At 51.7% G+C, this 26,896-nt stretch carries 28 protein-coding genes; 7 read left to right on the top strand and 21 right to left on the bottom strand.

What is annotated here, in order from left to right; all coding sequences use genetic code 11:
* On the top strand, nucleotides 1–422 hold a 422-nt coding region (locus DI44_RS19295; RefSeq protein WP_206741749.1), incomplete at its 5' end, for a hypothetical protein.
* Between the two features lie 182 nt (nucleotides 423–604).
* Here the strand turns inward: DI44_RS19295 and DI44_RS13570 are convergent.
* Nucleotides 605–1,468 (bottom strand): nucleotidyltransferase-like protein, encoded by an 864-nt coding sequence (locus tag DI44_RS13570; RefSeq protein ID WP_033024749.1) that lies wholly within the window; start codon nucleotides 1,466–1,468, stop codon nucleotides 605–607.
* A 375-nt stretch (nucleotides 1,469–1,843) separates the two neighbouring features.
* Between DI44_RS13570 and DI44_RS13575 the strand changes: the two genes are divergently transcribed.
* A complete protein-coding gene (locus DI44_RS13575; protein WP_011229983.1) occupies nucleotides 1,844–2,197 on the top strand; it encodes a YgzB family protein in 354 nt (117 codons plus the stop codon).
* A 25-nt stretch (nucleotides 2,198–2,222) separates the two neighbouring features.
* On the opposite strand, the gene perR is transcribed toward DI44_RS13575, so the two are convergent.
* From perR to DI44_RS13610, 7 genes are all read right to left on the bottom strand, one after another.
* Nucleotides 2,223–2,681, bottom strand: a complete 459-nt coding sequence (gene perR / locus DI44_RS13580; RefSeq protein ID WP_020279379.1) for a peroxide-responsive transcriptional repressor PerR — start codon at nucleotides 2,679–2,681, stop codon at nucleotides 2,223–2,225.
* A 224-nt stretch (nucleotides 2,682–2,905) separates the two neighbouring features.
* The gene (gene bcp, locus DI44_RS13585) at nucleotides 2,906–3,382 is read right to left on the bottom strand and encodes a thioredoxin-dependent thiol peroxidase (protein WP_011229981.1); all 477 of its coding nucleotides are present in this window, start codon (nucleotides 3,380–3,382) and stop codon (nucleotides 2,906–2,908) included.
* A 66-nt stretch (nucleotides 3,383–3,448) separates the two neighbouring features.
* Nucleotides 3,449–3,853 carry a potassium channel family protein gene (locus tag DI44_RS13590; protein ID WP_011229980.1) on the bottom strand — a complete coding sequence of 135 codons (405 nt, stop codon included), beginning with the start codon at nucleotides 3,851–3,853 and terminating at the stop codon, nucleotides 3,449–3,451.
* 169 nt (nucleotides 3,854–4,022) lie between these two features.
* Nucleotides 4,023–4,976: an L-lactate dehydrogenase gene (locus DI44_RS13595; protein ID WP_011229979.1), complete on the bottom strand. Its 954-nt coding sequence runs from the start codon at nucleotides 4,974–4,976 to the stop codon at nucleotides 4,023–4,025.
* A 145-nt stretch (nucleotides 4,977–5,121) separates the two neighbouring features.
* On the bottom strand, nucleotides 5,122–5,907 hold the full coding sequence (locus DI44_RS13600; RefSeq protein WP_033024738.1) for an ABC-2 family transporter protein: 786 nt from the start codon (nucleotides 5,905–5,907) through the stop codon (nucleotides 5,122–5,124).
* Between the two features lie 3 nt (nucleotides 5,908–5,910).
* Nucleotides 5,911–6,702 (bottom strand): ABC-2 family transporter protein, encoded by a 792-nt coding sequence (locus DI44_RS13605; RefSeq protein WP_011229977.1) that lies wholly within the window; start codon nucleotides 6,700–6,702, stop codon nucleotides 5,911–5,913.
* Nucleotides 6,695–7,699 (bottom strand): ABC transporter ATP-binding protein, encoded by a 1,005-nt coding sequence (locus DI44_RS13610; RefSeq protein ID WP_011229976.1) that lies wholly within the window; start codon nucleotides 7,697–7,699, stop codon nucleotides 6,695–6,697. The genes DI44_RS13605 and DI44_RS13610 overlap by 8 nt, the downstream gene beginning before the upstream one ends.
* A gap of 394 nt (nucleotides 7,700–8,093) precedes the next feature.
* Here DI44_RS13610 and DI44_RS13615 point away from each other — a divergent pair, with 394 nt between their 5' ends.
* Together DI44_RS13615 and DI44_RS13620 are read left to right on the top strand one after the other, a co-directional pair.
* On the top strand, nucleotides 8,094–9,380 hold the full coding sequence (locus tag DI44_RS13615; protein ID WP_013146305.1) for a glutamate-1-semialdehyde 2,1-aminomutase: 1,287 nt from the start codon (nucleotides 8,094–8,096) through the stop codon (nucleotides 9,378–9,380).
* Nucleotides 9,381–9,508: 128 nt separating this feature from the next.
* Nucleotides 9,509–10,588: an aromatic acid exporter family protein gene (locus DI44_RS13620; RefSeq protein WP_033024737.1), complete on the top strand. Its 1,080-nt coding sequence runs from the start codon at nucleotides 9,509–9,511 to the stop codon at nucleotides 10,586–10,588.
* Between the two features lie 13 nt (nucleotides 10,589–10,601).
* Here DI44_RS13620 and nikC read toward each other — a convergent pair whose 3' ends face one another.
* The 9 genes from nikC to fabL form a co-directional block, all read right to left on the bottom strand.
* Nucleotides 10,602–11,501 carry a nickel transporter permease gene (gene nikC, locus DI44_RS13625; RefSeq protein ID WP_011229973.1) on the bottom strand — a complete coding sequence of 300 codons (900 nt, stop codon included), beginning with the start codon at nucleotides 11,499–11,501 and terminating at the stop codon, nucleotides 10,602–10,604.
* A gap of 15 nt (nucleotides 11,502–11,516) precedes the next feature.
* Nucleotides 11,517–12,521, bottom strand: coding sequence for an ABC transporter permease (locus DI44_RS13630; protein WP_014194923.1), 1,005 nt, complete (start codon nucleotides 12,519–12,521; stop codon nucleotides 11,517–11,519).
* Nucleotides 12,522–12,591: 70 nt separating this feature from the next.
* A complete protein-coding gene (locus DI44_RS13635; RefSeq protein WP_033024735.1) occupies nucleotides 12,592–14,196 on the bottom strand; it encodes an ABC transporter substrate-binding protein in 1,605 nt (534 codons plus the stop codon).
* Entirely contained in the window at nucleotides 14,193–15,215 is a 1,023-nt protein-coding gene (locus tag DI44_RS13640) for a dipeptide ABC transporter ATP-binding protein (protein ID WP_033024734.1), read from the bottom strand. Before DI44_RS13640 ends, DI44_RS13635 begins: the two co-directional genes overlap by 4 nt.
* Nucleotides 15,181–16,206: an ABC transporter ATP-binding protein gene (locus tag DI44_RS13645; RefSeq protein WP_033024733.1), complete on the bottom strand. Its 1,026-nt coding sequence runs from the start codon at nucleotides 16,204–16,206 to the stop codon at nucleotides 15,181–15,183. The genes DI44_RS13640 and DI44_RS13645 overlap by 35 nt, the downstream gene beginning before the upstream one ends.
* Before the next feature lie 601 nt (nucleotides 16,207–16,807).
* Entirely contained in the window at nucleotides 16,808–17,341 is a 534-nt protein-coding gene (locus DI44_RS13650; protein WP_013146310.1) for a DUF402 domain-containing protein, read from the bottom strand.
* Between the two features lie 134 nt (nucleotides 17,342–17,475).
* The gene (locus DI44_RS13655) at nucleotides 17,476–17,685 is read right to left on the bottom strand and encodes a YgaB family protein (RefSeq protein WP_013146311.1); all 210 of its coding nucleotides are present in this window, start codon (nucleotides 17,683–17,685) and stop codon (nucleotides 17,476–17,478) included.
* 227 nt (nucleotides 17,686–17,912) lie between these two features.
* On the bottom strand, nucleotides 17,913–18,104 hold the full coding sequence (locus tag DI44_RS13660; RefSeq protein ID WP_011229970.1) for a gamma-type small acid-soluble spore protein: 192 nt from the start codon (nucleotides 18,102–18,104) through the stop codon (nucleotides 17,913–17,915).
* A gap of 58 nt (nucleotides 18,105–18,162) precedes the next feature.
* On the bottom strand, nucleotides 18,163–18,912 hold the full coding sequence (fabL, locus tag DI44_RS13665) for an enoyl-[acyl-carrier-protein] reductase FabL (RefSeq protein WP_033024732.1): 750 nt from the start codon (nucleotides 18,910–18,912) through the stop codon (nucleotides 18,163–18,165).
* 60 nt (nucleotides 18,913–18,972) lie between these two features.
* Between fabL and DI44_RS13670 the strand changes: the two genes are divergently transcribed.
* Complete coding sequence (locus DI44_RS13670) at nucleotides 18,973–19,197, top strand: hypothetical protein (RefSeq protein ID WP_033024730.1); 225 nt, start codon at nucleotides 18,973–18,975, stop codon at nucleotides 19,195–19,197.
* Here DI44_RS13670 and mutY read toward each other — a convergent pair.
* The 4 genes from mutY to DI44_RS13690 all read right to left on the bottom strand — a co-directional run bounded on the left by mutY (nucleotide 19,194) and on the right by DI44_RS13690 (nucleotide 23,081).
* Nucleotides 19,194–20,294, bottom strand: coding sequence for an A/G-specific adenine glycosylase (mutY, locus tag DI44_RS13675; protein WP_033024729.1), 1,101 nt, complete (start codon nucleotides 20,292–20,294; stop codon nucleotides 19,194–19,196). The genes DI44_RS13670 and mutY overlap by 4 nt on opposite strands.
* Before the next feature lie 105 nt (nucleotides 20,295–20,399).
* Entirely contained in the window at nucleotides 20,400–21,665 is a 1,266-nt protein-coding gene (locus tag DI44_RS13680; RefSeq protein WP_014194917.1) for an OFA family MFS transporter, read from the bottom strand.
* Nucleotides 21,666–21,681: 16 nt separating this feature from the next.
* Complete coding sequence (gene fdhD / locus DI44_RS13685; protein WP_033024728.1) at nucleotides 21,682–22,473, bottom strand: formate dehydrogenase accessory sulfurtransferase FdhD; 792 nt, start codon at nucleotides 22,471–22,473, stop codon at nucleotides 21,682–21,684.
* Nucleotides 22,474–22,733: 260 nt separating this feature from the next.
* Nucleotides 22,734–23,081, bottom strand: a complete 348-nt coding sequence (locus tag DI44_RS13690; RefSeq protein ID WP_011229964.1) for a DUF2294 domain-containing protein — start codon at nucleotides 23,079–23,081, stop codon at nucleotides 22,734–22,736.
* 266 nt (nucleotides 23,082–23,347) lie between these two features.
* Here DI44_RS13690 and fdhF point away from each other — a divergent pair, with 266 nt between their 5' ends.
* Entirely contained in the window at nucleotides 23,348–26,311 is a 2,964-nt protein-coding gene (gene fdhF / locus DI44_RS13695; protein WP_033024726.1) for a formate dehydrogenase subunit alpha, read from the top strand.
* The gene (locus DI44_RS13700; RefSeq protein ID WP_025949112.1) at nucleotides 26,304–26,792 is read left to right on the top strand and encodes a DUF1641 domain-containing protein; all 489 of its coding nucleotides are present in this window, start codon (nucleotides 26,304–26,306) and stop codon (nucleotides 26,790–26,792) included. The genes fdhF and DI44_RS13700 overlap by 8 nt, the downstream gene beginning before the upstream one ends.
* Nucleotides 26,793–26,896 lie beyond the last annotated feature (104 nt).

Below are 26,896 nucleotides of genomic sequence, written 5' to 3'. Positions count from 1 at the left end.
ACTCTCCAAAGAAAGTTGATCAACTTTTCAGCTTCGGCTCGCCGCCGCTCAAGGTCAAATCACCTTCACCTTCGGGATGTGAACATCCCTCCAGGCGAAGAACATTTGCCCTTCGCGATCGCCAGGATGGCGATATTTCGCCGTCGCCCGCAGGACGCGGGCTGCCTTTAGGCGAAATTACGGCGCCTCCGCTTTTCGTTTGCGCTTCGTTTCGTTCAGTTTTCAAGGAACGAGGCTGCTGCCTAGACTTACTCCCTTGCAATCTTGCGTCGAGGAATCCAACTCCTCTGGACTCCCTCAAACGCAAATTTGTTTTCCGCTTCCTAAAGCGGCCCTTACATCATAGCATTTTTATTGTTCGTTGTCAACAGCCTTTTATTCATACCGCTCCGCAACATTTTCCCGGCGCGACAGCGATTTAAAATATATCATCGTTCGACAAGGAAGTCAAGAGCTTTTTTCGGCCGGGTTGCCTCCTTCCTTCAATGATCTTGGCAACTGACATTTGTATAAACACAATGAAATTCCTAATAGCATCCATCCTCTCACCGGCTCCCTTCCATTTTTGGGGATCAGCAGAAGGGGACCGTCAAAATTCTTTTTTTTACAACGTGTAATACCGTTCGAGCATTGTATTTCCTTTTGTCGGCATTTCCACGACGGTTAGCACTTTCCTTTCGACAAGATACTCAAGCATGATAACAAGATCAACCGAGTAAGGCGCAAACTGCGGATGACCGGTCATTTCCTCAATGCTCCAAGCACCATTTTTTTCTTTCAGCGCTTCGCATAAATGAGAGGAACCTGATTCTACGTAAGAATGAATCAAAAATTCACTGGCCAGCAACAAAAGTTCCAGCCGTTTCGGAAGCGGTTCTTCACTTCCAACGAGTTCTTCATACAGTTTATAAATCCTTCCATCCATTCGCTTGACTTGATTCCATACGGTCACTTCCGGGTAAAGTCCGTGCTCGATCACGGTCAATCGCGCCAAATGATGGAGGGCTTGCACCATATGGTTGTATGAGTCGAGCCAATGCTTGGCGGCAAACAGCGCCTTGCCATCCGTATAGCGGCGGATCAGTTTGGCAAACTCGAGTCCCATTTTCAATCGCCGTTCTTTAGGCGGGAATTGCTCAAGGCGCTGGCGCAACTGCTGAACATAGCCGTTTCGGTCAAACACGACCGTTCCGTTGAACACCCAGTCGACCGCCTTTCGATGTGACCCGAGAACAAGCCATTCATTTAACTGCCGTTCACTGACTGCATAAAGCACCGCCTTTTTCTCGTTTAGTGAATACTGTCTGAGAAGCATAGGCTCGCTTTGCGGGTCGACAATGACGAGCAGCACGACATCAAACGTATCCGTTGTTGCTGCATGGCAAGCCGTTTTTTCAATCATTAAAATTCCGTGCGTGTTGCAGCGGTTTGCCCATTCGTGACAGATGGGATGCAGCAATTCTTTCATACCTCGCGTCCGTTGCAGAAAGCCGGCCGCGATATCCGGGCGGACAAATCCCTCAGATATCCCAACATATCGATTGACAGACAACCATACGTTCCTATTTTGAGCCGGCTGTTTTTTCTGCAACGTTTTTTCCTCCCTTCCACCGTCATCAATCATCACATTGCGTTTGTGCAGATGTTCAAACAATGCTGTCAACGCCTGTTTCATTTCAGAAAGACCAGAATGCTTGCATCCATGAAGCTGTCGTTTGTTGCCGTCATTCGTTATTCGACAAAAAAAGAGGAATTCCTTTCTTTAAAACGTCGATTTTGTTGATTTCTTCTTCGCGATGGGACCCCGTTTTATGGTATAGTGGTCTATGTAGGAGGGACTGTGATGAGCATCAAATATTCGAGCAAAATCAACAAAATTCGCACTTTCGCCTTAAGCTTGATTTTTATCGGTGTCATTGTCATGTATCTTGGGCTGTTTTTTCGTACGTCCCCGGTCATCATGACGTTGTTTATGTTGTTTGGGATGTTGTTTCTTGTCGCCAGTGGCATTGTATATTTTTGGATCGGCACACTCTCGACGAGAGCCGTCCAAGTTGTTTGCCCGTCGTGCGGCAAAGTGACAAAAATGCTCGGACGCGTCGATTTATGCATGTTTTGCCGTGAACCGTTGACGTTAGACCGCGAACTGGAAGGAAAAGAGTTTGACGAAAAGTACAACAAAAAAAGAAAAAGCTGATAGCCGCCTTGTGCTATCAGCTTTTTTAATGTGAATGCGCCGGCGCCCCGCTTTTTTGACAGTCAGGGCAGACTCCGTACACTTCCATGCGATGGTGGTCGACCTTAAAACCGGTGACGTGAGCGGCGAGCTGCTCGACTTCATCGAGCGCTGGATAGTGGAAATCGACAATTTTGCCGCACTCTTCACAGATGACGTGATAATGATTGGAAGTGACGAAGTCAAACCGGCTTGACGAATCGCCGTACGTCAGCTCTTTGACAAGCCCGATTTCCTTAAAGACGCGCAAGTTATTGTAGACGGTAGCTACGCTCATGTTTGGGAATTTCCCTTCCAGCGCTTTGTATATTTCATCAGCCGTCGGATGGGACATCGAGCTGATCAAATACTCCAATATCGCATGACGTTGCGGCGTGATGCGTATGCCAGTCTTTTTCAGCATGTCAAGCGCTTCCTTCAGTTGCTCGTTGTCAGACACCGTCATGCACCTCACTCTCTGTTCAAAGGTGAAAAAAATTATCACTTTATAATATTTATAATTAGTCTACAAAGAATGCATGCCATTTGTCAATATAGATGCCATTAATATATGGGTTCGGACGCCATTTTAACAAAAAAAGGAGGCGGAAATTGTTTCCGCCTCTTATGTCATTCATTTGAGGAGGTTACTATGTATCATACGCCAAACGATGTACATTGTCTGGACGCTTACCTAGATGACGCTAGTCGGGCGACTTCCGCAAGCGCCTCATCGACATGCCCCTTCACTTTCACCCCGCGCCATTCTTGGACCAACGTTCCGTCGGGGGCGATAATGAATGTCGAGCGATCAATGCCCATATATTCCTTGCCGAAATTTTTCTTTTTCTTCCATACCCCATACAGCTCGGCCACTTCATGCCGCTCATCAGAAAGAAGCAAAAATGGCAACTCATATTTTTCGATAAACGCCTCATGCCGATTCATCGGGTCGGTGCTCACTCCTAAAATGACGGCGTTCAACTCAGCGAACTGCGCATGGCGATCGCGAAAGTCGCACGCTTCGGCTGTGCACCCCGGGGTCATGTCTTTTGGATAAAAGTAAAGCACCACATACCGGCCGCGAAAATCAGACAGCGAAACCATTTTCCCATTGCTTGCCGGCAAGGTGAAATCTGGAGCTGGCTGGCCAATGGCAATCGTCATGTCGTTCCCCCCGTCTTCTTCGTTTTCTTTTAGCGTAGCGAAGACGAAGGGAAATTGCAACTCATATCAGCGATGATCCCAGTCAAACACGGTGCGCGTCACGATGACAGCGGGCATAATGTAGCCGAGCAGCGCTTCGGCAATGGCGATCCACCGCCCGACGCCGATCGGAGTGACATCACCGTATCCGACCGACAAAAGCGTCATACCGCTTAAATACAAGCTGTCTTCAAGCAGCGACAAACGATCTTTCGATGCGCTATTTGGGGATGGGGTAAACACAGCATGGCCGTTTACTTGCAAAATCATATAAATCATGGCAAAACCGAGCAACATCGTTAAATACCATTGGACGAGAACCCATAAGCTATCGAGTGACAGGCGATGCGTCGCTTGCACGCGCACTGTCCAAAGCGAGGTGATGCTGCCGAGCAGTACGGCGGCAACAATGCCAAGGAAGGCGTAATCCATCACGTTCCCCCCATTTTTGTCCGTCGTTCATATATACGCGGACAACCGGGCGATTATACCGCATGACCCTCCGCACCCTGCTTGAATCGGCAGCACTCCTGTATTCCACCGGATCACCCGACCCATTTGACAAGCCAGCGTCCCGTCAGATGAAGCCAATCGTTGCGCTTTACTGAGCAAAATAGCGCGCCAATACACCTTTTAACGTCGCAGCACTACGGTGGAACCATTTTTTCTCCTCCTCGTCAAGTTCAATTTCAATCACTTCGCGGATGCCATTTCGGTTGATCACAGCAGGCACACCGATGTAGACATCGCGTTCGCCGTATGGGCCGTCCAAGTAAGCGGAAACGGTCAAAATGGCATTTTCATGATGCAAAATGGCGCGCGTCACGCGGGCAAGCCCCATAGCAATCCCGTAGTACGTCGCTCCTTTTTTCTCAATAATTTGGTAGGCGGCATCGCGCACATTGACAAAAATGCGCTCGAGCTCTTTTTGCGCTTCTTCCCCTTTAGACTCGACCAGCTTGCGGATCGGCACGCCGCCGATATCAGCCTGGCTCCAGACCGGGAGTTCAGTGTCGCCATGTTCGCCGATAATATAGGCGTGCACGTTCGTCGGGGCGACGGCGAAATAGTCGCCCAACAAGAAGCGGAACCGCGCCGTGTCCAAAATCGTGCCCGATCCGATTACTCGCTCTTGCGGCAGGCCGCTGAATTTCCACGTCGCGTACGTTAAAATGTCGACCGGATTGGTGGCGACGAGAAACAGTCCTTGAAATCCGGATGCCATGACCGACTCAACGATCGAGCGGAAAATGGCAATGTTTTTGTCCACAAGATCAAGCCGCGTCTCGCCCGGTTTTTGGTTGGCGCCGGCGCAAATGACAACCAAATCGGCATCGCGGCAATCATCGTAATCGCCGTGCCAAATGTCAGCCGGCTTCGGCGCAAATACTTTCCCATGGTTGAAGTCCATCGCATCGCCCTCAGCCTTGTTTTCATTTGCATCGATGAGCACGATCTCATCGGCAATCCCTTGATTCATTAAGGCAAACGCATAACTGGCGCCGACAAACCCGGTGCCGACGACCGCTACCCGATTTCCTCTCCCGTTTTTCATCACTATTCACCTCTTCTTCCTTTTTGTGAATATATTCACATTTTATTTTACGCCACAACATGCTAACGATACAGACAAGGTTGTGTCGATTGCTTGACCATTGTTTGTCATTTTGATGGCAAATGAACAAAAACGGGCGGGGCGCCTAGCTCCCCGTCCCGCGATATCGTCTCACCCCGGCGTTCCAAAGCATGACCGAGACGGCGAAACAGACGGCACCGACCACCGGAGTGAAAAAGACATAGCCATACCATTCCTCTTTGTCAAGAAAATAGGAGGCTGGATAAACGCCGACAAAGGCAAACGGCAGCACCCACGTTAAAATATAGCGGATGACGCGATGATAAATATCGATCGGGTAGCGGCCATAGCTGCTGATGTTGTACATCATCGGCATGATGGATGTGCGGGCGTCGGCAAAAAAACTGATCGTCGCCAGTGAAATGAAAATGCCGGCATAAATCAACACACCGCCAATCACAAGCAAAATAAACACGAAGACATCATACCAATGAAACGAAAGAGACAAGCGGCTGCCGGCATACAGCATAATGATCAGCCCGGGCACAGCGCCAAGCAGCGATTCAAGCTCCATCCGCTCCAAAACAATTTGAAACAGGCTGTTTAGCGGGCGCGTCAACACACGATCCATTTCCCCCTGCACAATATATCGTTCATTAAAATCCCAAAGGTTAAAAAAGGCGCCAAATACGGCATATGGAACAAGAAAAAAACCGTAAATAAACAAAATCTCATCGCGCGACCAGCCGTGAAGCAGCGTCGTATGGCCGAACACAACCAGCAAAAATACCAAGTTGACCGCCTGAGCCATAAAGTCAGACAGCCACTCCACGAACAAATCGGCTCGATATTGCAGCTTTGTCTTCATATATTGCGCCATGTATTGAAAAAAAACCGATACGTAAAACAACGTTTACCCCCCTTGCACAACGAGACGCTTTTTCGCCGCTCTCCATAACCATCCAATCGGAAAAAGCAATACGATGCACCACGTTGCCTGCAGAAGCAGGCCATCACGGACAGCAGCACCTTTAAAACTTTCTGTCATGATCATGCTTGGGATGTAGCTGATGGCTTGAAACGGGAAATACATCATCGCCCGTTGCGCCCAATCAGGATAAAAGGAAAGCGGCAAAATGAGCCCAGAAAACAAGTCGATGATAAACCGCTTCGCCCTAAGCAACCCTTCATTTCGGAACGTAAAGAACGTCACAACCCCCGCAAGCAAGTTCAGCTCCGAAAAAATGATAAAGCTGAATAGAAGCGACAAGCCGAAAGACAGCCACGTTTTGGCGTGTCCCGGAAACTGAAGCGGCAAAAAAAGCGATACGACCAAAAGCCCAGGCAGCGATAAAAAGAAAAGGCGAAACAGCCCTTCGCCAAGCCCTTGCACAGCTTTCATCCCTAAATAGCTGTACGGGCGGATCAGTTCAATCGCTACTTTTCCATCGCGGATTTCCATGGCGATTTCACGGTCAAGGTTGTTAAAATAAAACGCCCGCGCCAGCCAGGAAATGGCGACATACGTCGTCATTTGCCCAAGCGACATCCCTTGCATCGATGATTTGCCGCCATAAATAGCCGACCAAAGGAAGTAATACGCTGCGATGTTAATGGCGTAAATCAAAATGCCAGTGTAATAGTTTGTCCGGTAGGCGAGCATCATTAAAAAGCGGATGCGGACCATTTCGACATACTTACCCATGAACCGCACCTTCCTCATAAATATTGCGGATGATCTCCTCCGTCGGCACTTCGTGAATATGGATGTCATTTAACGCACAACGGGCAGCGACGCGACTGACAACTTCCGGCACGCCTCCTGATGGAACGTGCGAGACCCAAACGTTTGGCTGTTCACCTTTTTTCCAAACAACATCCAACCCTTCAGTCAACTGCTGCAAAAAAGCGGCCGTCACCGCTTCGGCGAACGTAAAGGCGACCCGTTTTCCTTGCCCCCATCTTTCTTTCAGGCGCTCAAGCGACCCATCGTAAATGATTTTCCCTTCATCGAGCATAATGACCCGCTCGCAAAGCGCTTCAATGTCTGACATGTCGTGCGTCGTCAGCAGGATCGTCGTGCCATACCGTTCATTCAACTGCTTTAAAAACTGACGGATGTTGAGTTTGACAAGCACATCAAGGCCGATCGTCGGTTCATCCAAAAACAACAGCGGCGGGTTGTGAATGAGCGCGGCGGCAAGCTCACAGCGCATCCGCTGGCCAAGCGACAGCTTGCGCACCGGCTTATCAAGCAGCGGGCCGATCTCAAGCATGTCAATCACCTCGGCCATATGGCGGCGATATTGCTCGTCCGAGACGCGGTACACTTTTTTCAACAGCCGGAACGACTCTTGAACAGCGATGTCCCACCATAATTGCGAACGCTGGCCGAACACGACGCCGATCGTGCGCACGAATTTTTCGCGCTCTTTATGGGGATTCATCCCGTTGACGACAATGCGCCCAGACGTTGGCGTTAAAATGCCGGTCAACATTTTGATCGTCGTGGATTTGCCGGCGCCGTTTTCGCCGATATAGCCGACGATTTCCCCTTGCTTGACGGCAAACGAAATGTCATCAACCGCTCGAACGAGCGTATAACGGCGCGTCCATAAATCGCGAAACGCTCCGACAAGGCCGGAGCGGCTTTTGTGCACTTTAAATTCTTTGCGCAAATGTTCTACTTCAATCGCGTTCATCGTTCTCCTCCTGACCTCTCCTTGGCGTCAAAGGAAAAAGGCGGCTTGCGCCCTTCTCCTATGTTGCATTATACATGAATCGCCGCCATTTTCATCTTTTTTGTTTTCCAGTCTGTTGACGCCATTGCGTTAGGCGCCGCCTCCGATTTGGAAAGAACGGCAAAATGCTTTTGTCCTAAATCAATGCCCACTCGCCGATCGACCGTCGGCAACAGTTGGATGTCGGTTTCCACCCATACGGAAACAAAATATTTCCCTGTCGGATTTTTTCGAATCAGCACGTCAATGATGGGAGAAACCGATCCATCTCCCGCCTACGCCTATAGCATTGAAGTTTGAGTCTTCTCGGTTTACTATATAAAGAGGCAGTCAGCGGAAACAGGAGGATCAAACAATGCAGTGGACCAAATCAGAACAATTATATGAAGAAGCGCTCCAGCACATTGTTGGTGGAGTGAACAGCCCGTCCCGCTCATACAAAGCGGTCGGCGGCGGTGCGCCAGTCGTGATGGAGCGGGCGCAAGGAGCCTACTTTTGGGATGTGGATGGAAACAAGTACATCGACTACTTGGCCGCCTACGGACCGATCATCGCCGGGCACGCCCATCCACACATCGCGGAAGCCATCCGCCGCGCCGCCGAGACCGGTGTGTTGTACGGCACGCCAACGCCGCATGAGATCACGTTTGCCAAAATGTTAAAAGAGGCGATCCCGTCGCTCGAGAAAGTGCGGTTTGTCAACTCGGGAACAGAGGCGGTGATGACCACGATCCGCGTCGCCCGCGCCTACACCGGACGAAGCAAAATCGTCAAATTCGAAGGCTGCTACCATGGCCATTCGGACCTTGTGCTCGTCGCCGCCGGCTCGGGGCCATCGACGTTGGGGACGCCGGACTCAGCCGGCGTGCCGCCGAGCATCGCCCAAGAAGTCATTACCGTGCCATACAACGATGTCGAATCGTTCCGCGAAGCGATGAACGTTTGGGGCGAGCAAGTCGCAGCGGTCCTCGTCGAGCCGATCGTCGGCAACTTCGGCATCGTCCTGCCAAAACCGGGCTTTTTAGAAGCGATCAATGAGATTGCCCACAAGGAAGGGGCGCTCGTCATTTACGACGAAGTGATCACCGCCTTCCGCTTTATGTACGGCGGAGCGCAAAACTTGCTCGGTGTGGAGCCCGACTTGACGGCGATGGGGAAAATCATCGGCGGGGGCTTGCCGATCGGGGCGTACGGTGGACGCCAAGACATTATGGAACAAGTCGCTCCGCTCGGACCAGCGTACCAGGCCGGGACGATGGCCGGCAACCCGGCGTCGATGCTCGCTGGCATCGCCTGCCTTGAAGTGTTGAAACAAGAGGGCGTCTATGAGCATCTCGACCGATTGGGAGCAATGCTGGAAGAAGGCATCCTGGCCCATGCTCGCCAATGCGGCCTGCCGGTGACCGTCAACCGCTTAAAAGGCGCGCTCACCGTCTTCTTCACTGACGAAAAAGTGGAAAACTACAAGCAAGCCCAGCGCAGCGACGGCGAGTTGTTTGCGAAATTTTTCAAGCTCATGCTCAAACAAGGGATCAATCTCGCGCCGTCGAAATACGAAGCATGGTTTATCACCCTCGCCCATACGGAAGACGACATCGCCTACACGATCGACGCGGTCGGCAAGGCGTTCCGGCAGCTTTGAACACCAGAAATTTCTCAACGCCCCGCCTTTACCAGCGGGGCGTTATATTTTTTCCTTGCGCACATAGGATGAAACTGTGTATAGTACTGAATGGTTCACCAAAACAAAAAGGAGAGTTTTGATCATAGATGAAACTCGGTGCCCGCATTTTCAAAACGGGGATCGCAGTGGCGCTCGCCTTGTTCTTAGCAGCGCTCTTCCAGTTTCCATCGCCGTCATTCGCCGGCATTTCCGCTGTGTTCGCCATGCAGCCGACCATTTACCGCTCCTATTTATCGCTGATCGAGCAAGTGCAAGCGAATGTGATCGGCGCCTTGTTCGCGATCGCGGCGGTTTTCATTCTTGGGCGCGATCCGTTGGTCGTCGGTTTGACGCTGATGATCGTCATCGCCCTTTGCCTGAAAATGCGCCTTGAATCATCGACGATTTCCGTAGCGCTTGTCACAGTCATTGCCATTATGGAATATACAGACCGCCAGTTCATTCAATTTGCGGCCATTCGCTTTTTAACGATGATGCTCGGTATTTTCGCCGCCTTTGTCGTCAACTTGATTTTCTTGCCGCCGAAATACGAAAAAAAGGTATATGAAAAAATCAGCGAAGAAACAGAGGCCATTTTAAAATGGATCCGCCTGCATAAACAGCAGGCAGCCGACCATCATCATTTAAAAGAAGAAATTGAAACGCGGCACGAAGAAATGACCAAACTTGAGCACCTATATTTTATGTACAAAGAAGAGCGCACGTATTTTCGGCGCCAACGCTTCCAAAAATCGCGCAAGCTCGTGTTGTACCGGCAAATGATAGCAGCGGCCGATCGAGCTTTATCTGTCTTAAAATGGCTGCACCGGCTCGAAAACGAGTTCAGCCGCTTGCCCGCCGAGCTTCGTCAAGCCGTCTGCCTGCACCTTGGCTGCTTGCTTGACTACCATGAGCAACTGTTGCTGAAATTTATCCATAAGGCAAAGCCGCTCCCTCACAGCAGACGGGCCGAGGAAATTCATCATCAGCGCGAGCGGCTCACTTCCGCCTTTTATGCGGACGGCCAGCCGCCGGGCGATTATCGGTTGTTTTCTTTAATCGGAGCGATCATGGATTATGGGGATCGCCTCGAACATTTAGACAAGCTTATCGATAGTTTCCACCATTACCATTACGATGACACGCTGGAAAAAGAGCTGGGAAAGTCAGCAGGCGGCCGCTCGTAGCGGACCGCCTGCTTCAATTTTTCATCCGTGGGTCAAGCGCATCGCGCAGCCCGTCGCCCATTAAGTTAAAGCCAAGCACCGTCAGCATGATCGCCAATCCAGGGAAAATCATCGTCCACGGCGCCTGAGTCAAGAAATCTTTGGCATCCGATAGCATTTTCCCCCACTCCGGATTGGGCGGCTGCGCCCCCAAGCCTAAAAAGCCAAGTGCGGCCGCTTCGATAATGGCCGTGGCGATCGCCAGTGTCCCTTGAACGATAATCGGCGCGAGGCTGTTGGGCAAAATATGATGGATTAAAATGCGCCAGTCGCTCATGCCGATCGCTTTCGCTGCCATAATGTATTCTTCTTGCTTAATGCTTAGCACGCGAGAACGGATGAGCCGCCCAAAGTTCGGTACATTAATGACAGCGATGGCGATGAGGGCGTTTTGCAAAGACGGCCCGAGCACAGCGACGATGCCGATCGCCAATAAAATGCTCGGAAACGCCAGCATAATGTCAAACAAACGCGAAATCACCCCATCAATCCAGCGCCCATAGTAGCCGGCGATAATGCCAAGCAGCGAACCAACCATGACCGAGCCGAGCACGGAAAAAAATCCGACCCACAGGGAAATGCGGGCTCCATATATCACGCGGGAAAAAATGTCGCGGCCAAAATCATCGGTGCCGAACCAATGCTCGCTAGAAGGCGGCTGCAACCGCTCGGCCAACTGTTGGTCTTTATAATCATACGGTGCCAGCCACGGCGCCAAGATGGCGACAAGGATAAAAAACAAAACGATCCCAGCACCGACCAAGGCGATTTTATTTTTTCGAAACCGCCGCCATGCTTCTTTCCATAAAGAAACCGATTCCGTCTCCCTAATCGCCGCCGGCGGTGTTGCCGGCGTGCGCGCTAGTTCAGCCATAGGCGCCCTCCCTCCTTAATTGTACTTAATGCGCGGATCAATGATCGCATAAAGTAAATCAACGATCAAATTAATAAAAATAAAAATGGTGGCAATGATCAAAATGCCCGATTGGATCACCGGATAATCCCGATACCCGATTGCATCATAAATATAGCGTCCGATGCCGGGCCAGCTGAAAATCGTTTCCGTCAAAATCGCACCGCCAAGCAGCAGTCCTGTTTGCAGCCCAATGACCGTCAACACGGGAATAATGGCGTTTTTCAACGAATGTTTGTACACGACCCAAAACATGCTTAATCCTTTCGCACGAGCGGTGCGAATGTAGTCGGATTTCATCACTTCCAACATGCTCGAACGCGTCATGCGAGCAATAATCGCCATCGGGATCGTCGCTAGAGCCATACTCGGCAAGACAAGATGTTGAATAACTTGCCAAAATTGATCGGTATTCCCAGAGAGAAGTGTATCGATCAGATAAAGATGAGTGATCGGCTCAACAGGGTTGCGTACGTCCTCGCGACCGGACGTCGGCAGCCAATCAAGTTCAATCGAAAACAGCCACTGCTCCATTAAGCCAAGCCAAAAGATCGGCATGGAAACACCAATCAATGCCAACACCATCGCAATATAATCAAACCATGAATTTTGAAACCAAGCGCTAATAATGCCGGCGTTCACGCCAATGATCACCGCAATCAGCATCGCCGCCAGCGACAGTTCGATCGTCGCCGCTAAATACGGCCAAATTTCTTCGGCGATGGGGGCGCCGGTGCGGATCGACTCGCCTAAGTCACCGTGCAGCAAGCCGCCGATGTATTTGACATACTGCACATACCATGGCTCATCTAACCCAAGCTTATGGGTCAAAGCCGCTACAGCCTCTTTCGTCGCTTTTTGCCCTAAAATGACTTGCGCCGGGTTGCCTGGAATGGCTCGGATCATAAAAAAGACGACAAGCGACATGCCAAACAACACCGGGATCACCATCAGCACCCTTCTCACAGCATACGACAGCACCTGACTCTCCCTCCCTTAACATGCGGCAAACAAAGAGGGGAAGATGCGCTCCTTCCCCTCTCTCAGTCGATTATTTAAACTCGACTTTCGTAAACTTATCCGAACCGGTCGGGTGCGGGTTAAAGCCTTGGATATTCGCCTTGCCGGCCAACAGCGGAGTTGAATGGACGAGCGGAATCCATGGCGCTTCTTCTTTAATGATCTCTTGCGCTTTTTTATACAGCTCGTTCCGTTTGTTTTCATCGCTCACCGTTTGCGCTTCGACCAAAATTTTATGCAGCTCATCATTCGAGAAATAGGTGTAGTTGTTGCTGCCAATGCTGTCTTTGTCAAGGAGCGCATACAAGAAGTTATCGGCATCACCGTTGTCGCCCGTCCAGCCGAGCAGGAAGGCGTCCGCTTCCCCTTTGGCGAGCTTGTCTAAATAGGTCGCCCATTCATACGTCACGATTTTCGCTTTCACGCCGATTTTGGCAAAATTCGCTTGAATGGCCTCAGCGATTTTTTGCCCGTCCGGCATATACGGACGCGGTACCGGCATCGCCCACAGTTCGATTTCAAAGCCATTCGGATAACCCGCTTTCGCAAGCAGCTCTTTCGCTTTATTCAAATCAAACGGATAGTCTTGAATCGCATCGTTGTATCCCGGGATGCTGGGAGGCATCGGGTTTTTCGCCGGTTCCGCCTGGCCGGCGTAAAACGCATCGATGATCGCTTTCTTGTCAACCGCGTAGTTCAACGCTTGGCGAACCAACTTGTTTTTCAGCGGCCCTCTCGTCGCCGTCAGTCCGACATAGGCGACGTTCATCGACGGGCGCTTGAAAATTTGAAACTCTTTGTTTCCTTCCACTTGTTTTAAGTCCGTCGGATTCAAGTCTTCCATGATGTCGATTTCGCCTTTTAAGAGCGCATTGAGACGCGCCGAGTTGTCCGGAATGGACACGAAGATGAGCTGGTTCAGCTTTGGATAGCCTTTTTCCCAATAGTCTTTATTTTTTTCAAGTACGATCCGTTCGTTCCGCTTCCATTCTTTAAAGACGAACGGGCCGGTCCCGACTGGGTGTTCGCCAAACTTGTCGCCGTATTTTTTCACGGCTTCTGGGCTGGCGATTGCAAACGGCGTCATGGCGAGATTTTTCAAAAATGGAGCTTGCGGCCGTTTCAGCACAAATTGCACCGTGTACTTGTCGAGCGCCTTTACTTCTTTAATCACATGGCTGTCATCATTTTTGTAACCGCCAAACATCGATCCGTAATACGGAAACTTGTCGGCATTGCCGTTCGCCCAACGCTCGAAGTTAAAGACCACTGCATCGGCGTTAAACTCTGTCCCATCATGAAACTTGACACCTTGGCGCAGTTTAAACGTATAGGTCAGTCCATCCTTCGAAATCGTCCATTCCGTCGCCAACGCCGGCTTGACGGACGTATCGTTGTCGTTGTAATCAAGGAGCGTATCAAAAATGTTTTTCGTTACTTTCAGCGACTCCCCATCCGTCACAGTCGCCGGGTCGAGCGACACCGAATCACCGCCGCGCCCGTACACCAGCGTATCCTGGGTCGACGGTTTGTCACTGCCACCCCCTGCGGTTTGCTTCGACTTGCCGCAGCCAGCTAAAACAAGCATGACTGCCAGCATCATGGCAAGCCACGTAAACCATGGTTTTTTCCTCATCGTGTTTCCCCCTTGTGTTTCATTTGTTTATCATCACGTTGCTCACCTGTTGGCTCGTATAAATGGCAAGCAACGTAATGTCCATTGGCCACTTCTCGCAATTCCGGACGCCGCTGGCGGCAAATATCCATACAGGATGCGCAACGCGTATGGAACGCACACCCTTGCGGCGGATTCGCCGGGCTTGGCAAATCGCCGGAAAGCAACTGTCGTTCTGTTTTATGATCAGGATCTGGAATCGGCACAGCGGACAAAAGCGCCTGCGTATACGGATGCTTCGGCGATTCGTATAACGACTCGCTGGCCGCCAGTTCAACCATACGACCCAAATACATGACGCCGACCCGGTCGCTGATATGTCGAACGACCCCTAAATCATGGGCAATGAAAATATATGTAAGCCCAAACTGCTTTTGCAAATCTTCAAGCAAATTGAGAACTTGCGCTTGAATCGATACATCAAGCGCCGACACCGGTTCATCGGCGATGATCAGCTTCGGATGGGTCATCAACGCTCGCGCAATGCCGATGCGCTGACGCTGGCCGCCGCTGAACTGGTGGGGATAGCGTTTGGCATGATACGAACCGAGCCCGACCACCTCGAGCATCTCCCGCACTCGCCGCTTCCGTTCCTCTTTTGATCCAATGCCGTGGACGATAAGCGGCTCTTCCAAAATTTTTTCGACTGTATGGCGCGGGTTCAGCGAAGCGAACGGGTCTTGGAAAATCATCTGCATATCGCGCCGCAACCGGCGCAGCTCCGCTTTTGATAAAGCGGTTACATTCTTCCCTTCAAATAGAATCGAACCGTCTGTCGGCTCAATGAGCCGTAGCAGCATTCGGCCCGTCGTCGACTTGCCGCAGCCCGACTCGCCGACAATGCCAAGCGTCTCACCGCGGTACACGGTGAATGTCACATCATCGACCGCTTTGACCGTCCCAATTTGTTTGCCAAAAACGCCCCCGGTAATGGGAAAGTATTTTTTAAGCCCTTTCGCTTCGAGCAGCGGTTCGCTCATCAACCAGCCCCTCCTTCTCTAACGCCAAAAAACAGCGGGCGCGATGGCCTTGTTCACTCGTTTCGTACAATAGCGGATCTTCGTGGCGGCAGCGGTCAACGACCCATTCGCACCGAGCGGCAAACCGACAGCCGCAGCGGACCGTTCCGGGTTTTGGCACTTGGCCGGGAATGGAATACAGCCGCTCCTTTTTGCCGCGGATATCCGGGATCGAGCGGATCAAACCGGCAGTGTACGGATGCTTCGGATTGCGGAAAATGTCCCGAACGCTTCCTTCTTCCACGATTTGGCCAGCGTACATGACAATGACGCGATCGCATAGTTCAGCGACAACTCCCAAATCATGGGTGATCATCATCACTGCCGTGCCGAACGTCCGGTTCAATTCTTTCATCAGCGCTAAAATTTGCGCCTGAATGGTCACATCAAGCGCCGTCGTCGGCTCGTCCGCGATCAAGAGCGCCGGACGGCACGCCATCGCCATCGCAATCATCACACGCTGGCGCATGCCGCCAGACAACTGATGCGGATATTCGTCCAACATTTGCTCAGCGCGCGGCAGCCCGACAAGCTTGAGCATCTCCACCGCCCGCGCTCGCGCTTCTTTTTTCCCTATTTTTGTATGTAAACGAATAGCCTCGACTAATTGGTTTCCAATGGTAAACAATGGATTTAAGGAAGTCATCGGCTCTTGAAAAATCATCGCGATCTCGTTGCCGCGAATTTGCTTCATCCGCCGCTCCGAGACTTCGATCAAGTTCTCGCCTTTAAACCAAATCTCACCGCCAACCACCTTGCCGATTCCTTTTGGCAACAACCCCATAATAGACAATGACGTCACACTTTTCCCACACCCGGACTCCCCGACAATGCCAAGCACTTCGCCTTCACGAATGGAAAAATCTACACCATCGACCGCCGGGATCTCCCCATCATCCGTAAAGAAAGACGTCCGAAGCCCACGAACTTCCAATAAAATCTTTTCCCCCATCACGCTCCCCTTCTCTCATTCGATTTTGATGAAACTTTTGCTCTCTGAATAAAATTATGCCATGTATTGTTTTCTAACACAATATAATATTATAAAAAATTAAAATTATTGAAAAACGAAAAATAATAAAATAACGAGGGGATGAAACAATTCCTCGTTGACCTTATTTGTTGTAAAGATGCACGCACCTTGAACGACCATTTTCACGCCGGATAGATTGCAAAAATAGCGCATGGAGATTTTTTATCATAATTTCTAACGTCTCATTCCATTTTTGCCTCCAAATCAACTGATCACTCCTGCTTGACCGTCACCATTCCTCATGCATGCGGGAAAAAGCAGAAAAACTGCCGATTTGCGAACAGGATTTTTCATGTCGCTATTTATCATCTCTAATCGAGACCCCTGCTTTTAAGCATAAGCGTTAGCAAGGCAGCCCAACCGTGGGACGCACGAGGATGGCTTGACTGACAACCTGCCGTAGGGCGGGTGTTCCCGACAATCCCCCGCCTCACCATCAGCTCTTCATGCGTGCCGCTTTCGACAAAAAAGCAGAAAAAACCTGCCAGCGATGCCGAACAGGCTTTTTTCATGCCGCTATTTACGTTTGGTACGCCTGAAACACTCCGTACCATTTGTCGATGAACTCGGGCGCAAACGGCCCTTTCCGCTCCTTAATCCAGCCGATCAGTTTTTGAACGTTGTTTTTTAAAATGCGGTCGATCACATCGGGATAGTGCATTTCGCGGCGATGCCGCTCATACTCATCTTCATCCAGCAGCATGTACGTCATATCGGGAAACACTTTAATATCCAAATCATAATCGATGTACTTCAGCGCTTCTTCATCCCAAACGAACGGCGAGCTTAAATTGCAATAGTAGTATACCCCGTCCTCACGAATCATGGCGATAATGTTAAACCAATGCTTAGCATGAAAAAAACAAATCGCCGGTTCGCGCGTCACCCACGTCCGGCCGTCCGCTTCCATGACGAGTGTTTTGTTATTGCCGCCGATCACATACGATGGCGTCCCTTTTAATACGACCGTTTCCTGCCAAATGCGGTGAATCGTCCCATTATGTTTGTAGCTATGGATTTGAATGATTTTCCCTTCCCGAGGGTAAGCTGGCATCATTCTTCCCTACTTTCCGATGGGAGCTTCTTCGTTATATTATACCCTGTTCCTTTTGCAAAAGGAAAGAAAAGCAGGCCGCCTTACTGAGGAAAAGGCAACTGGCGCGTTGGCTCAAGGACGCAGCCTGTCCGTCAGACACCGGATGCCATCTGCCCTAAAAATGCGCGGCGGATGGCTTCCACCTCCCGTTTCATTTGCCGCACTTCCTCGCGCAAGGCGGCGGTCGGCGCTTCACGTTCGAGTTCATCCAACTGGCGGGTGATCTCCTCGCAACGCTCCATCTCCTGTTGCAAAAACAGCGCCTCGTCGCCTACATTCGTCCATGCGTGCTCCATCGCCATTCCGTTCTCCCTTCCCCTTTGCCGTGTGATTTCCTTTCATCATTTCGCGGCCGCATCCACAAATTCCTTTCACTAATCTCGTAAAGAGAGGACAGCTTTTGTCGACAAAAAAAGCAGAGGCGCGCCGCCCCTGCTTTTTCCTTCCATCTTCGGCCTATCGCCTGCGCTCTTGTAGCAACATACGCCGTCGTCACAACCGCCAGGCGTCAGCCATGGATGATCGTTGGTTATTGATTGACATTTTGCGCTTTGCGGGCTTCCGCTTGCGCATTTTGTTGTTTTACGTGTTGCACATTCGTCTCAGCCGCAAATTCCGTCGCAAATTGGCCAGCTTGAGCGGCTTGAGCCGATTGGGCATTTTGTTGTCTTACTTCTTGAATGTTTGTGCCAGCTGCTGTTTTGTTCGGTTGTTTGGCCATTGTTCTCACCTCCACGTGCTTTACTATGCCCCGGGGGTGATCGTTCTATCCGCTGACGTTACAAAAGTAAAGATCTTCCACCATCGACAATGATCGTCTGCCCGCGAATCATCTCGGCTGCATCCGAGAGCAAAAACAAAACCGCGTTGACGATATCATCGGGTTTGACCGGGCGGCCAGCCGGCGTGTTCGCAGCCGCGTCGGCGAGCAGCTCTTCACGGTTCGGGAAGTGCTTCAGCGCATCGGTATCGACCGCCCCGCCGGAGACGGCGTTGACGGCGATGTTTTTCGGCGCCAGCTCGACAGCCAAGTAGCGGGTCAACGCTTCAAGCGCGGCCTTCGAGACGCCGACCGCCGTATAGTTTTCCAAATAGCGGATCGACCCGAGCGAGCTGATGCTCACAATTTTCCCGCCGCCGACCCGCTCCATTCTTTTGGCCGCTTCCTGGGCGCAAAACAAAAGCGCTTTGCTGTTGATGTTCATCGTCCAGTTCCAATGCGTTTCTTCCAATTCCACCGCCGGGCGCAAGACGCCGGATGCGGCGTTGTTCACGAGCACGTCGACCCGCCCGAACACCTCATCGATTTGGGCAAACATGGCGTGAATTTTCTCAACGTCGCCGACGTTCGCTTTGACGACGAGCGCTTTTCTCCCGAGCGCTTCAATTTCGCGCGCCGTTTCTTCGGCGGCTGTTTTGCTGCGGGCGTAATTGACGACAATATCATATCCTTCCTTGGCCAGCCGCAAAGCGATCGCTTTGCCAATGCCGCGGCTGCTTCCAGTCACCACCGCTACTTTTCCACTCATGTTTTTCTGCTCCTTTACATATAATATAGCCGAATTCCGCAAACGAGGGAGGCGCTGCCTATGTACGTCGGCCGCGATATGACTGAGCTGTCCATGATTCCGAAAACGGAATGGACCGATGACGAGCTCTCTTATTTTCATCATTCGTTCCAACAAATCGCTCCGTATTTAAACTCCGAAGGACAGACGATCCACCGTGAAATCATCGAGGAAATCGAAGCGCGCGGCGGCCTTGGGCGCCGTGAAGCAACGTATACACACGGCACGATGCCGGTGCCTGATTAATCGGGGCGGCGTACTCCGCCCGCCCATTCTTTATATTCGCGCCAAACACGTTGATGGGACACCGGAAAGGCGTACGCTTCGAGCTCATCTTCAGACACAAGCCGAAAAGGCTCCTTGGTGGACTCGCTGCTGATCAGGCGGCCGGGAAACACCGTCAACTGCCAGACTAAATGGGAAAACGCATGCTCAAACGAAGCAATCGGTTCTGTAAGCTCCACTTGCAAACCGTATTGCTCCCCAAACATTTTCTCGAGTTTCTCTTTTCCATCTGCGCCGTCCATTTCGCAGCTGGGGAACTCCCATAAGTTCGCAAGCAAACCGGTGCTGTCGCGCTTGCGGATGAGAATGCGGCCTTCATGGTCGGCCAGCACAGCGACAGCGAGCGGCACTTGTTTGACCGCTGTTTTTTTCGTTTTCACCGGCAGCTCTTCCGCCACCCCTTCGGCGAACGCTTGGCAGTAGGCTTGCACCGGACAAAGAAGGCACGACGGGCGGCGTGGCGTGCAAACAAGGGCGCCGAGCTCAATCAGCGCCTCGTTAAACGCTCCCGGGTTTTCGTACGCCATAATTTCGCGGACGATTTGTTCAAATCGTTTTCGCGTCGACGGTTTGGCAATATCGTCTGTCACGAGAAACAGACGCGACAAGACACGCATCACGTTGCCGTCAACAGCCGGCTCCGGCACGCCATAAGCGAGGCTCAACACCGCCCCGACCGTATACGGTCCGACTCCTTTCAGCTTAGAAAATTTATCCGGATCGTCCGGCACTTTGCCGCCATAGCTCGTTTTCACTTCTTTCACCGCCGCGTGCAAGTTGCGCACGCGCGAGTAATAGCCGAGCCCTTCCCACGCCTTCAGCACCTCGTCCTCATCAGCGTCAGCGAGCACCTCCAGCGTCGGAAATTGCTCGATAAACTGTTCAAAATACGGAATGACCGTCTCGACGCGCGTTTGCTGCAGCATCACTTCCGACACCCATACTTTATATGGGTCGCGGTCTTTCCGCCACGGCAGGTCGCGGCGCTCGCGGGCGAACCAGTCAAGCAAATCGCGCTGAAACTCGCGCGCTGGAAATCGCTCTGTTTCTCTTGTCATTCAACGTTTCCCCCATGATGCCTATGATCCATATCCACCTTATTATATCAAAAAACCCCCGGCGTGGCTTGCCGCACGCCGAGGGAAGACGGAAGGAAATCGTTCTCAACTTTCCTTAGCCGCCGAAACATAGGCGATTTGTTCATGCTGGGCGCGCAATCGGCGAATATCGATGCGCACGAGCAACGAGATGATGAAAGCGATGACAAACAATCCGCCAAAAAAGGCCAAACTTCCTTCATAAGAACCGGTCGTGTCTTTAATATACGCAGCAAACATCGGTCCGACGAGACCAGCCGCGGCCCAAGCGGTCAAAATATAACCATGGATGGCGCCAAGCTGCTTCGTGCCGAACAAATCGCCGATATACGCCGGGATACAGGCGAATCCGCCGCCGTAGCACGTATACACAATCGTCAGCATCACAACAAACAGCCATTTGATGGACACGTTCGGCAACAGGAAGAAAATCAAGATTTGCAAAACGAAAAACGTCGTATACGTATTCGGTCGCCCAATATAATCAGAAGCCGATGCCCAACCGATGCGCCCTAACCCGTTAAACACCCCAATGGCGCCAACTAATGCCGCCGCGGCCGTTTGGCTGATGCCGATGCTTTCCACCGCCAACGGTTTGGCCACCGCTAAAACGGCAATGCCGCACGTCACGTTAATAAACAACATGAACCATAAATACCAAAAACGTCTTGTTTTAACCGCCTCATTGGCCGTCAACTGCGCCAAATCAAGCGAAGGTTTGGCTTTTCCGGCCTTCACTTTTTCCTGAAATCCTTCCGGCAGCCATCCTTCTGGCGGTTTTTCTAAATAAAGAGAAGATAACGTCATAATGACAAAATACGTAATGCCTAAAATGAAAAACGTATTTTGGACGCCGACGGAGGCAATCAAACTGTTCATCACCGGACTCGCGATCGCTGCGGCAAAACCGAATCCCATAATCGCCAGCCCTGTAGCCAACCCGCGCCGGTCTGGAAACCATTTGACAAGCGTTGACACTGGCGCAATATACCCGACGCCGAGCCCGATCCCACCTAAAACGCCATAAAACAGATAAAGCAGATACTTGGAACCGAGAGCAACAGCTAATCCAGAACCAGTCACCCCGAGGCCAAAGAAGATGGCGGCCAATAGTCCGGATTTCCGCGGTCCGTGCTTTTCAACAAAATGGCCAAGGAACGCAGCCGACAATCCTAAAAACAAGATCGCAATGCTGAACGTGAGCGCCACTTCCTGGTCCGACCATCCAAACAATTGTTTTAATGGATTGGTAAAATTGCTCCACGCATAAACAGACCCAATCGAAATATGAATGCCGACAGCCGATAACGCAATGAGCCAACGGTTTTTCACAGCCTCTCCTCCCCTTTTACCCGATGATGATCCGACTCTCATGCGTATACACGTTAAACGCCTGCCCGCGCAAAAAGCCAACGACGGTTATGCCGAGTTCATCCGCCAAATCCAAGGCCAGCGTCGTCGGCGCCGATTTTGAGAGCAGGACGCTCACTCCCATTTTCGCCGCCTTTAACAGCACTTCCGATGAAACGCGGCCGCTGAATACAATGAGCTTGTCTTTCATCGCAACTTGATGACGCAGGCAATAGCCATACAGCTTATCGAGCGCGTTGTGACGCCCGATGTCAGAACGAATCACGACCATCTCATCCGGTGTGGCGAGCGCGGCGTTGTGAAGACCGCCCGTCGCCGCAAAGTCCGTCGACCGCTCGTGCAGCGCTTTCATGAGGCGAATGCAGTCATCCGCCTTCACCGTGATGCCGCCGACGATCGTTTTCGCCGTCTTCATGTCATTGTAAAAATAAAATTGCCGGCTTTTTCCGCAGCACGAGCCGATGAACCGCTTGGCATAAAACTGTTTGGCCGGCAGTCCGCCTGCGGCGAGTTCGACATAAGCAAAGCCCCGCTCACCATCAATGGTCATCCCTTTGATGTCGCTGCACGTCCGAATGGCTCCTTCCGAAGCCAAAAATCCGATTACCAATTCATCTAGATGCGCCGGCGTGCAAACGATCGTCGCAAACTCCTCGCCATTGACCGTTATGGTCAACGGAAACTCGAGCGCGATCTCGTCCTCTTCCTCAACAAAGCGCCCGTTCCGGTATTTCGCAATCGGTCGCCATTTCGCCGCAAACCCGCTCACCTTGCCATTCCCCCTTTCCATGCAAAATAAAACCGCCGCCTTCCGGACAAGAGGACAAACTCGCCCCTGTCAGCGAAAAGCGGCGGTAGTTTGCGCCCAGCACTTCTGCAGCGAAACCAACGCACATCCGTTTCCGAAACCTGCCTGCCAAGCGGCGAAACCGTTTAGCCGGCAAGGCTTCTACTATTTTCATCGTGCTAACTATTCATAAGCATACCACGAACAGTAACGAAAAACAATTGTTTCTGTTCACAAAATCGTCACAATTCAATCGGTTTTTCAAACACGAACACCGATACGGCCATATCTTCTTCCACTTTAATGTCGCTGAACAAATAAAGAAGCTTCGAACCGATGAGCTCTTCCATGCCGTCCGGCACATGTTGGGCGTACACGTCTTGGATCATTTTCGTTCTCGCTGCATGCACCATCTCTCGGCCTTCCGGCGTGCGGGCGATAAATTTTTCTGTCGGCGTCAAATTGCCATGCAAAATCGTAATCGCCAAGTTGTCGACAAAATACGTTTTAATCCGCTCCGGCCCTTTGCCAAACAGCTGTTTGCGCACTTTGCGCACAATATCGTTGAAAGCGGCTTCTTTTTTGGACATTTTTCTTCCCCCTTTCCGAAAGCCACCAGAAAAAGTTCCAGCCCATCCGTTGTGTTCTTCGTTTTGCCGTACTATAATAAACTATAGCAAATGTATACATAGTGGAAAAATAATAAGGCAAGAAGCGGCCTTGTTATTTTTCTACTAAATATAAAAAGTTTGGATTGGTTGTTTAGTATCGTTATGCTAAAGAACTACTCCACCCACGATGAAGCATTCGTCTCGTCGCGGGTGGAGTTTTTTATTTTAACAAAGGGGGAGCGATGATGGGAGCGCAAATGGTGACGGTAACCATCAACGGGCGTACCTACCACGCCAAGCCAGGGATGACCATTTTAGAAGTCGTCAATGAACACGGTCTTCCGCATCCGCAAGTTTGTTATACGCCGGAGCTTGGCGCCATTCAGACATGCGACACGTGCATCGCTGAAGTCAATGGAACGCTGCTTCGTGCCTGTGCGACACCGGTTGAGGACGGCATGGTCGTCGAACTCGGCTCGCCGCGGGCAAAGGCAGCGCAAAAAGAAGCGATGGACCGCCTGTTGGAAAATCATCTCTTGTACTGTACGGTGTGCGACAACAACAACGGCAACTGCAAGCTGCACAACACGGCGGAAATGATGCAAATTGAACATCAAACATATCCGTACCGGCCGAAAGTCAACCCGTCCGAGGTGGACATGTCGCATCCGTTCTACCGCTACGACCCGAATCAATGCATCGCCTGCGGGCAATGCGTCGAGGCCTGCCAAAACTTGCAAGTGAACGAAACGCTTTCGATCGATTGGGAAGCGGAACGGCCGCGCGTCGTTTGGGACGGTGGGGTGCCGATCAACGAATCGTCGTGCGTCAGCTGCGGGCATTGCGTCACCGTCTGTCCGTGCAACGCGTTAATGGAAAAATCGATGCTTGGCGAAGCGGGCTTTCTCACCGGCTTGGACAAAGACGTCCTCAACCCGATGATCGATTTTGTCAAGGAAGTCGAGCCAAACTATACGAGTATTTTCGCCATTTCTGAAATCGAGGCAGCCATGCGCGAACAACGGATCAAAAAAACGAAAACGGTTTGCACGTTCTGCGGCGTCGGCTGTTCATTTGAAGTGTGGACGAAAGGGCGGAAAATTTTAAAAGTCCAGCCGGTATCCGAAGCGCCGGTCAACGCCATTTCGACATGCGTCAAAGGAAAGTTCGGCTGGGATTTCGTCAACAGTGAAGAACGGCTGACGAAACCGCTCATCCGCAAAGGCGACGTCTTCGTCGAATCGACATGGGATGAAGCGCTCTCTTTGGTCGCGGAAAAACTCGGCGCGATCAAACAGCAATACGGCGGCAACGCCATCGGCTTTATTTCATCATCGAAAATTTCCAATGAAGAAAACTATTTAATGCAAAAGTTGGCACGGCAAGTATTTGAAACGAACAATGTCGACAACTGTTCGCGCTACTGCCAGTCGCCGGCGACGGACGGCCTGTTCCGCACGGTCGGCATGGGCGGCGACTCCGGCACGATTCACGACATCGCCACCGCGGGGCTTGTCATCATCATCGGTGCCAATCCAGCTGAGGGGCATCCGGTGCTCGCTACCCGCGTCAAACGGGCGCATAAACTATTCGGGCAAAAACTGATCGTCGCCGACTTGCGCCGCAACGAAATGGCGGAGCGCGCCGATTTGTTCATCCGCCCGAAACAAGGAACCGACCAAGTGTGGCTCATGGCGGTGACAAAATACATCATCGACCAAGGCTGGCATGATGAAGCATTCATTCGCGAGCGCGTCCATTTCTTTGAAGAGTTTAAACAATTGCTCGAAAAATATACGCTCGACTATGCTGAACAAGTGACCGGCATCGCCAAAGCCGATCTCATCCGCATCGCCGAGATGATCCACGAAGCAGACGGCACGTGCGTCCTCTGGGGCATGGGGGTCACGCAAAACACGGGCGGCAGCGATACATCGGCGGCGATTTCCAACTTGCTTTTGGCAACCGGCAACTACGGTCGTCCGGGGGCGGGCGCGTTCCCATTGCGCGGCCATAACAACGTCCAAGGCGCCTGCGACATGGGTTCGCTTCCTGCCTGGCTGCCTGGCTACCAACATGTCACCGATGATGAGGCGCGAGCGAAGTTTGAAAAAGCGTACGGCGTCCGCATCGATGCGAAACCAGGCCTTGACAACATCCAAATGCTCGAAGCGGCCGAGCGCGGCGAGCTGAAAGCGATGTATATCATCGGCGAAGATATGGCGCTTGTCGACTGCAACGCCAACCATGTGCAAGAGACGTTGGCGAAGCTTGACTTTGTTGTCGTTCAAGACATTTTCTTGTCAAAAACAGCGCAATTTGCTGATGTCATCTTGCCAGCAGCGCCAAGTTTGGAAAAGGAAGGAACTTTCACGAATACCGAGCGCCGCATCCAACGGTTTTACCAAGCGCTGGAGCCTCTTGGCGACTCCAAGCCAGACTGGTGGATCATTCAAGAAATCGCGAAGCGGCTTGGCGCCGATTGGAATTACGCCGGTCCGAAAGAAATCATGGATGAAATCGCCAGCCTCGCTCCACTGTACTCACAAGCGCATTACGACCGGCTCGAGGGCTGGAACAGCCTTTGCTGGGGCAGCCACGACGGCGCTGATACGCCGCTGTTGTACAAAGAGCGGTTCAACTTCCCGGACGGCAAAGCCCGCTTTGCGTTAGCCGATTGGGTCGAACCGGTGCAATATCCGGAAGAGTACGATTTGCTTGTGAACAACGGCCGATTGCTCGAACATTTCCATGAAGGAAACTTGACGTACAAATCCAAAGGCATCGAGCATAAATTCCCAGAAGTGTTTGTCGAAGTATCCCCTGAACTCGCCAAAGAACGCGGCATTGAAGATGGGGCGCTCGTTCGGCTCATCTCGCCGTACGGCCGCGTCAAAGTGCGCGTGCTCGTCACCGATCGAGTCAGAGGCAATGAACTGTTCTTGCCGATGCACTCCACAGCCAATGAGAGCGCCATTAACATGCTGACCGGCCCGCAAACCGACCATCGCACGAACACGCCGGCTTACAAACAAGCCCGCGTGCGCATGGAAGTCATTGAACGGTCCGGCAAGACGCCGCTGCCGCGCACAAATCCGCGCTTTAAAAAGCGGCATCCGCAAAACGGCGTCGAGGTGGAGCGGAAGTGGCGGCGAAGCGACTACGTGCCGCTCACCGAGGAAAACAAGGGGGTGACGATCGGTGGCTAAGCCGATTACCACCATTCAAAAGCGCCAAATGACGGAGGAAGAAAAACGAACTGAAGCGCTGGCCAAGCTAAAAGCCGCTGTCGGCGACAGTGAAGAGGCGGTACGCGAGCTCTTGGAGTTCATCGAGCAGCTCCATGAAAGCGGCCTGCTCGAAGCGGCCAACGCCTTGTTAAAAGCGCGGGAAGACGTGGCGAAAATCGTCGTGGGCCAGCTCAACCAAAAACCGGTGACAACGATGATCAACCATGCGTTCGCCATAGCTGGCCTTGCTGCTTCACTTGATCCGGAGAAAACGGCGAAACTGCTTGAGCACATCGCCGCCGGCGCGCTGGAGGCGTACGAACAAAACTCCGCCGAAACAAAAAAAATCGGGTTGTTTGATTTGCTTAAAGCGCTCAATGACCCGGACATCAACCGCGCGATCCGCTTTTTCCTGTCCGCTCTCAAAGCGATCGGCAAACGGTTCAGAAATGACGGCTAATCGATCGGCTGGCAGAGAAAAGGACAGTTGACCAATGAGCCGCCAAAAGAACGGATGGTGAACCGATCTTCCATCAGCATGGAATGCTCCCCACTTACACCTAT

Source organism: Geobacillus sp. CAMR5420 (assembly GCF_000691465.1).
In the GTDB taxonomy this organism is placed as follows: Bacteria; Bacillota; Bacilli; order Bacillales; family Anoxybacillaceae; genus Geobacillus; species Geobacillus thermoleovorans.
Note: the sequence above shows the minus strand (reverse complement) of the source record. Positions and strands in the feature narration are given on the sequence as shown.

Bases quoted from the DNA above. Each gene is read 5' to 3' on its own strand.
- DI44_RS13690 (WP_011229964.1), bottom strand. From the start codon at position 23,081: ATGTCCAAAAAAGAAGCCGCTTTCAACGATATTGTGCGCAAAGTGCGC.
- perR (WP_020279379.1), bottom strand. From the start codon at position 2,681: ATGACGGTGTCTGACAACGAGCAACTGAAGGAAGCGCTTGACATGCTG.
- DI44_RS13610 (WP_011229976.1), bottom strand. From the start codon at position 7,699: ATGAACGCGATTGAAGTAGAACATTTGCGCAAAGAATTTAAAGTGCAC.
- DI44_RS13670 (WP_033024730.1), top strand. From the start codon at position 18,973: ATGTACGTCGGCCGCGATATGACTGAGCTGTCCATGATTCCGAAAACG.
- DI44_RS13655 (WP_013146311.1), bottom strand. From the start codon at position 17,685: ATGGCGATGGAGCACGCATGGACGAATGTAGGCGACGAGGCGCTGTTT.
- nikC (WP_011229973.1), bottom strand. From the start codon at position 11,501: ATGGCTGAACTAGCGCGCACGCCGGCAACACCGCCGGCGGCGATTAGG.
- DI44_RS13620 (WP_033024737.1), top strand. From the start codon at position 9,509: ATGAAACTCGGTGCCCGCATTTTCAAAACGGGGATCGCAGTGGCGCTC.
- DI44_RS13640 (WP_033024734.1), bottom strand. From the start codon at position 15,215: ATGAGCGAACCGCTGCTCGAAGCGAAAGGGCTTAAAAAATACTTTCCC.
- DI44_RS13590 (WP_011229980.1), bottom strand. From the start codon at position 3,853: ATGGATTACGCCTTCCTTGGCATTGTTGCCGCCGTACTGCTCGGCAGC.
- DI44_RS13635 (WP_033024735.1), bottom strand. From the start codon at position 14,196: ATGAGGAAAAAACCATGGTTTACGTGGCTTGCCATGATGCTGGCAGTC.
- DI44_RS13660 (WP_011229970.1), bottom strand. From the start codon at position 18,104: ATGGCCAAACAACCGAACAAAACAGCAGCTGGCACAAACATTCAAGAA.
- DI44_RS13595 (WP_011229979.1), bottom strand. From the start codon at position 4,976: ATGAAAAACGGGAGAGGAAATCGGGTAGCGGTCGTCGGCACCGGGTTT.
- DI44_RS13575 (WP_011229983.1), top strand. From the start codon at position 1,844: ATGAGCATCAAATATTCGAGCAAAATCAACAAAATTCGCACTTTCGCC.
- fabL (WP_033024732.1), bottom strand. From the start codon at position 18,912: ATGAGTGGAAAAGTAGCGGTGGTGACTGGAAGCAGCCGCGGCATTGGC.
- bcp (WP_011229981.1), bottom strand. From the start codon at position 3,382: ATGACGATTGCCATTGGCCAGCCAGCTCCAGATTTCACCTTGCCGGCA.
- DI44_RS13605 (WP_011229977.1), bottom strand. From the start codon at position 6,702: ATGGGTAAGTATGTCGAAATGGTCCGCATCCGCTTTTTAATGATGCTC.
- fdhF (WP_033024726.1), top strand. From the start codon at position 23,348: ATGGGAGCGCAAATGGTGACGGTAACCATCAACGGGCGTACCTACCAC.
- DI44_RS13645 (WP_033024733.1), bottom strand. From the start codon at position 16,206: ATGGGGGAAAAGATTTTATTGGAAGTTCGTGGGCTTCGGACGTCTTTC.
- mutY (WP_033024729.1), bottom strand. From the start codon at position 20,294: ATGACAAGAGAAACAGAGCGATTTCCAGCGCGCGAGTTTCAGCGCGAT.
- DI44_RS13650 (WP_013146310.1), bottom strand. From the start codon at position 17,341: ATGCCAGCTTACCCTCGGGAAGGGAAAATCATTCAAATCCATAGCTAC.
- DI44_RS13570 (WP_033024749.1), bottom strand. From the start codon at position 1,468: ATGAAAGAATTGCTGCATCCCATCTGTCACGAATGGGCAAACCGCTGC.
- DI44_RS13615 (WP_013146305.1), top strand. From the start codon at position 8,094: ATGCAGTGGACCAAATCAGAACAATTATATGAAGAAGCGCTCCAGCAC.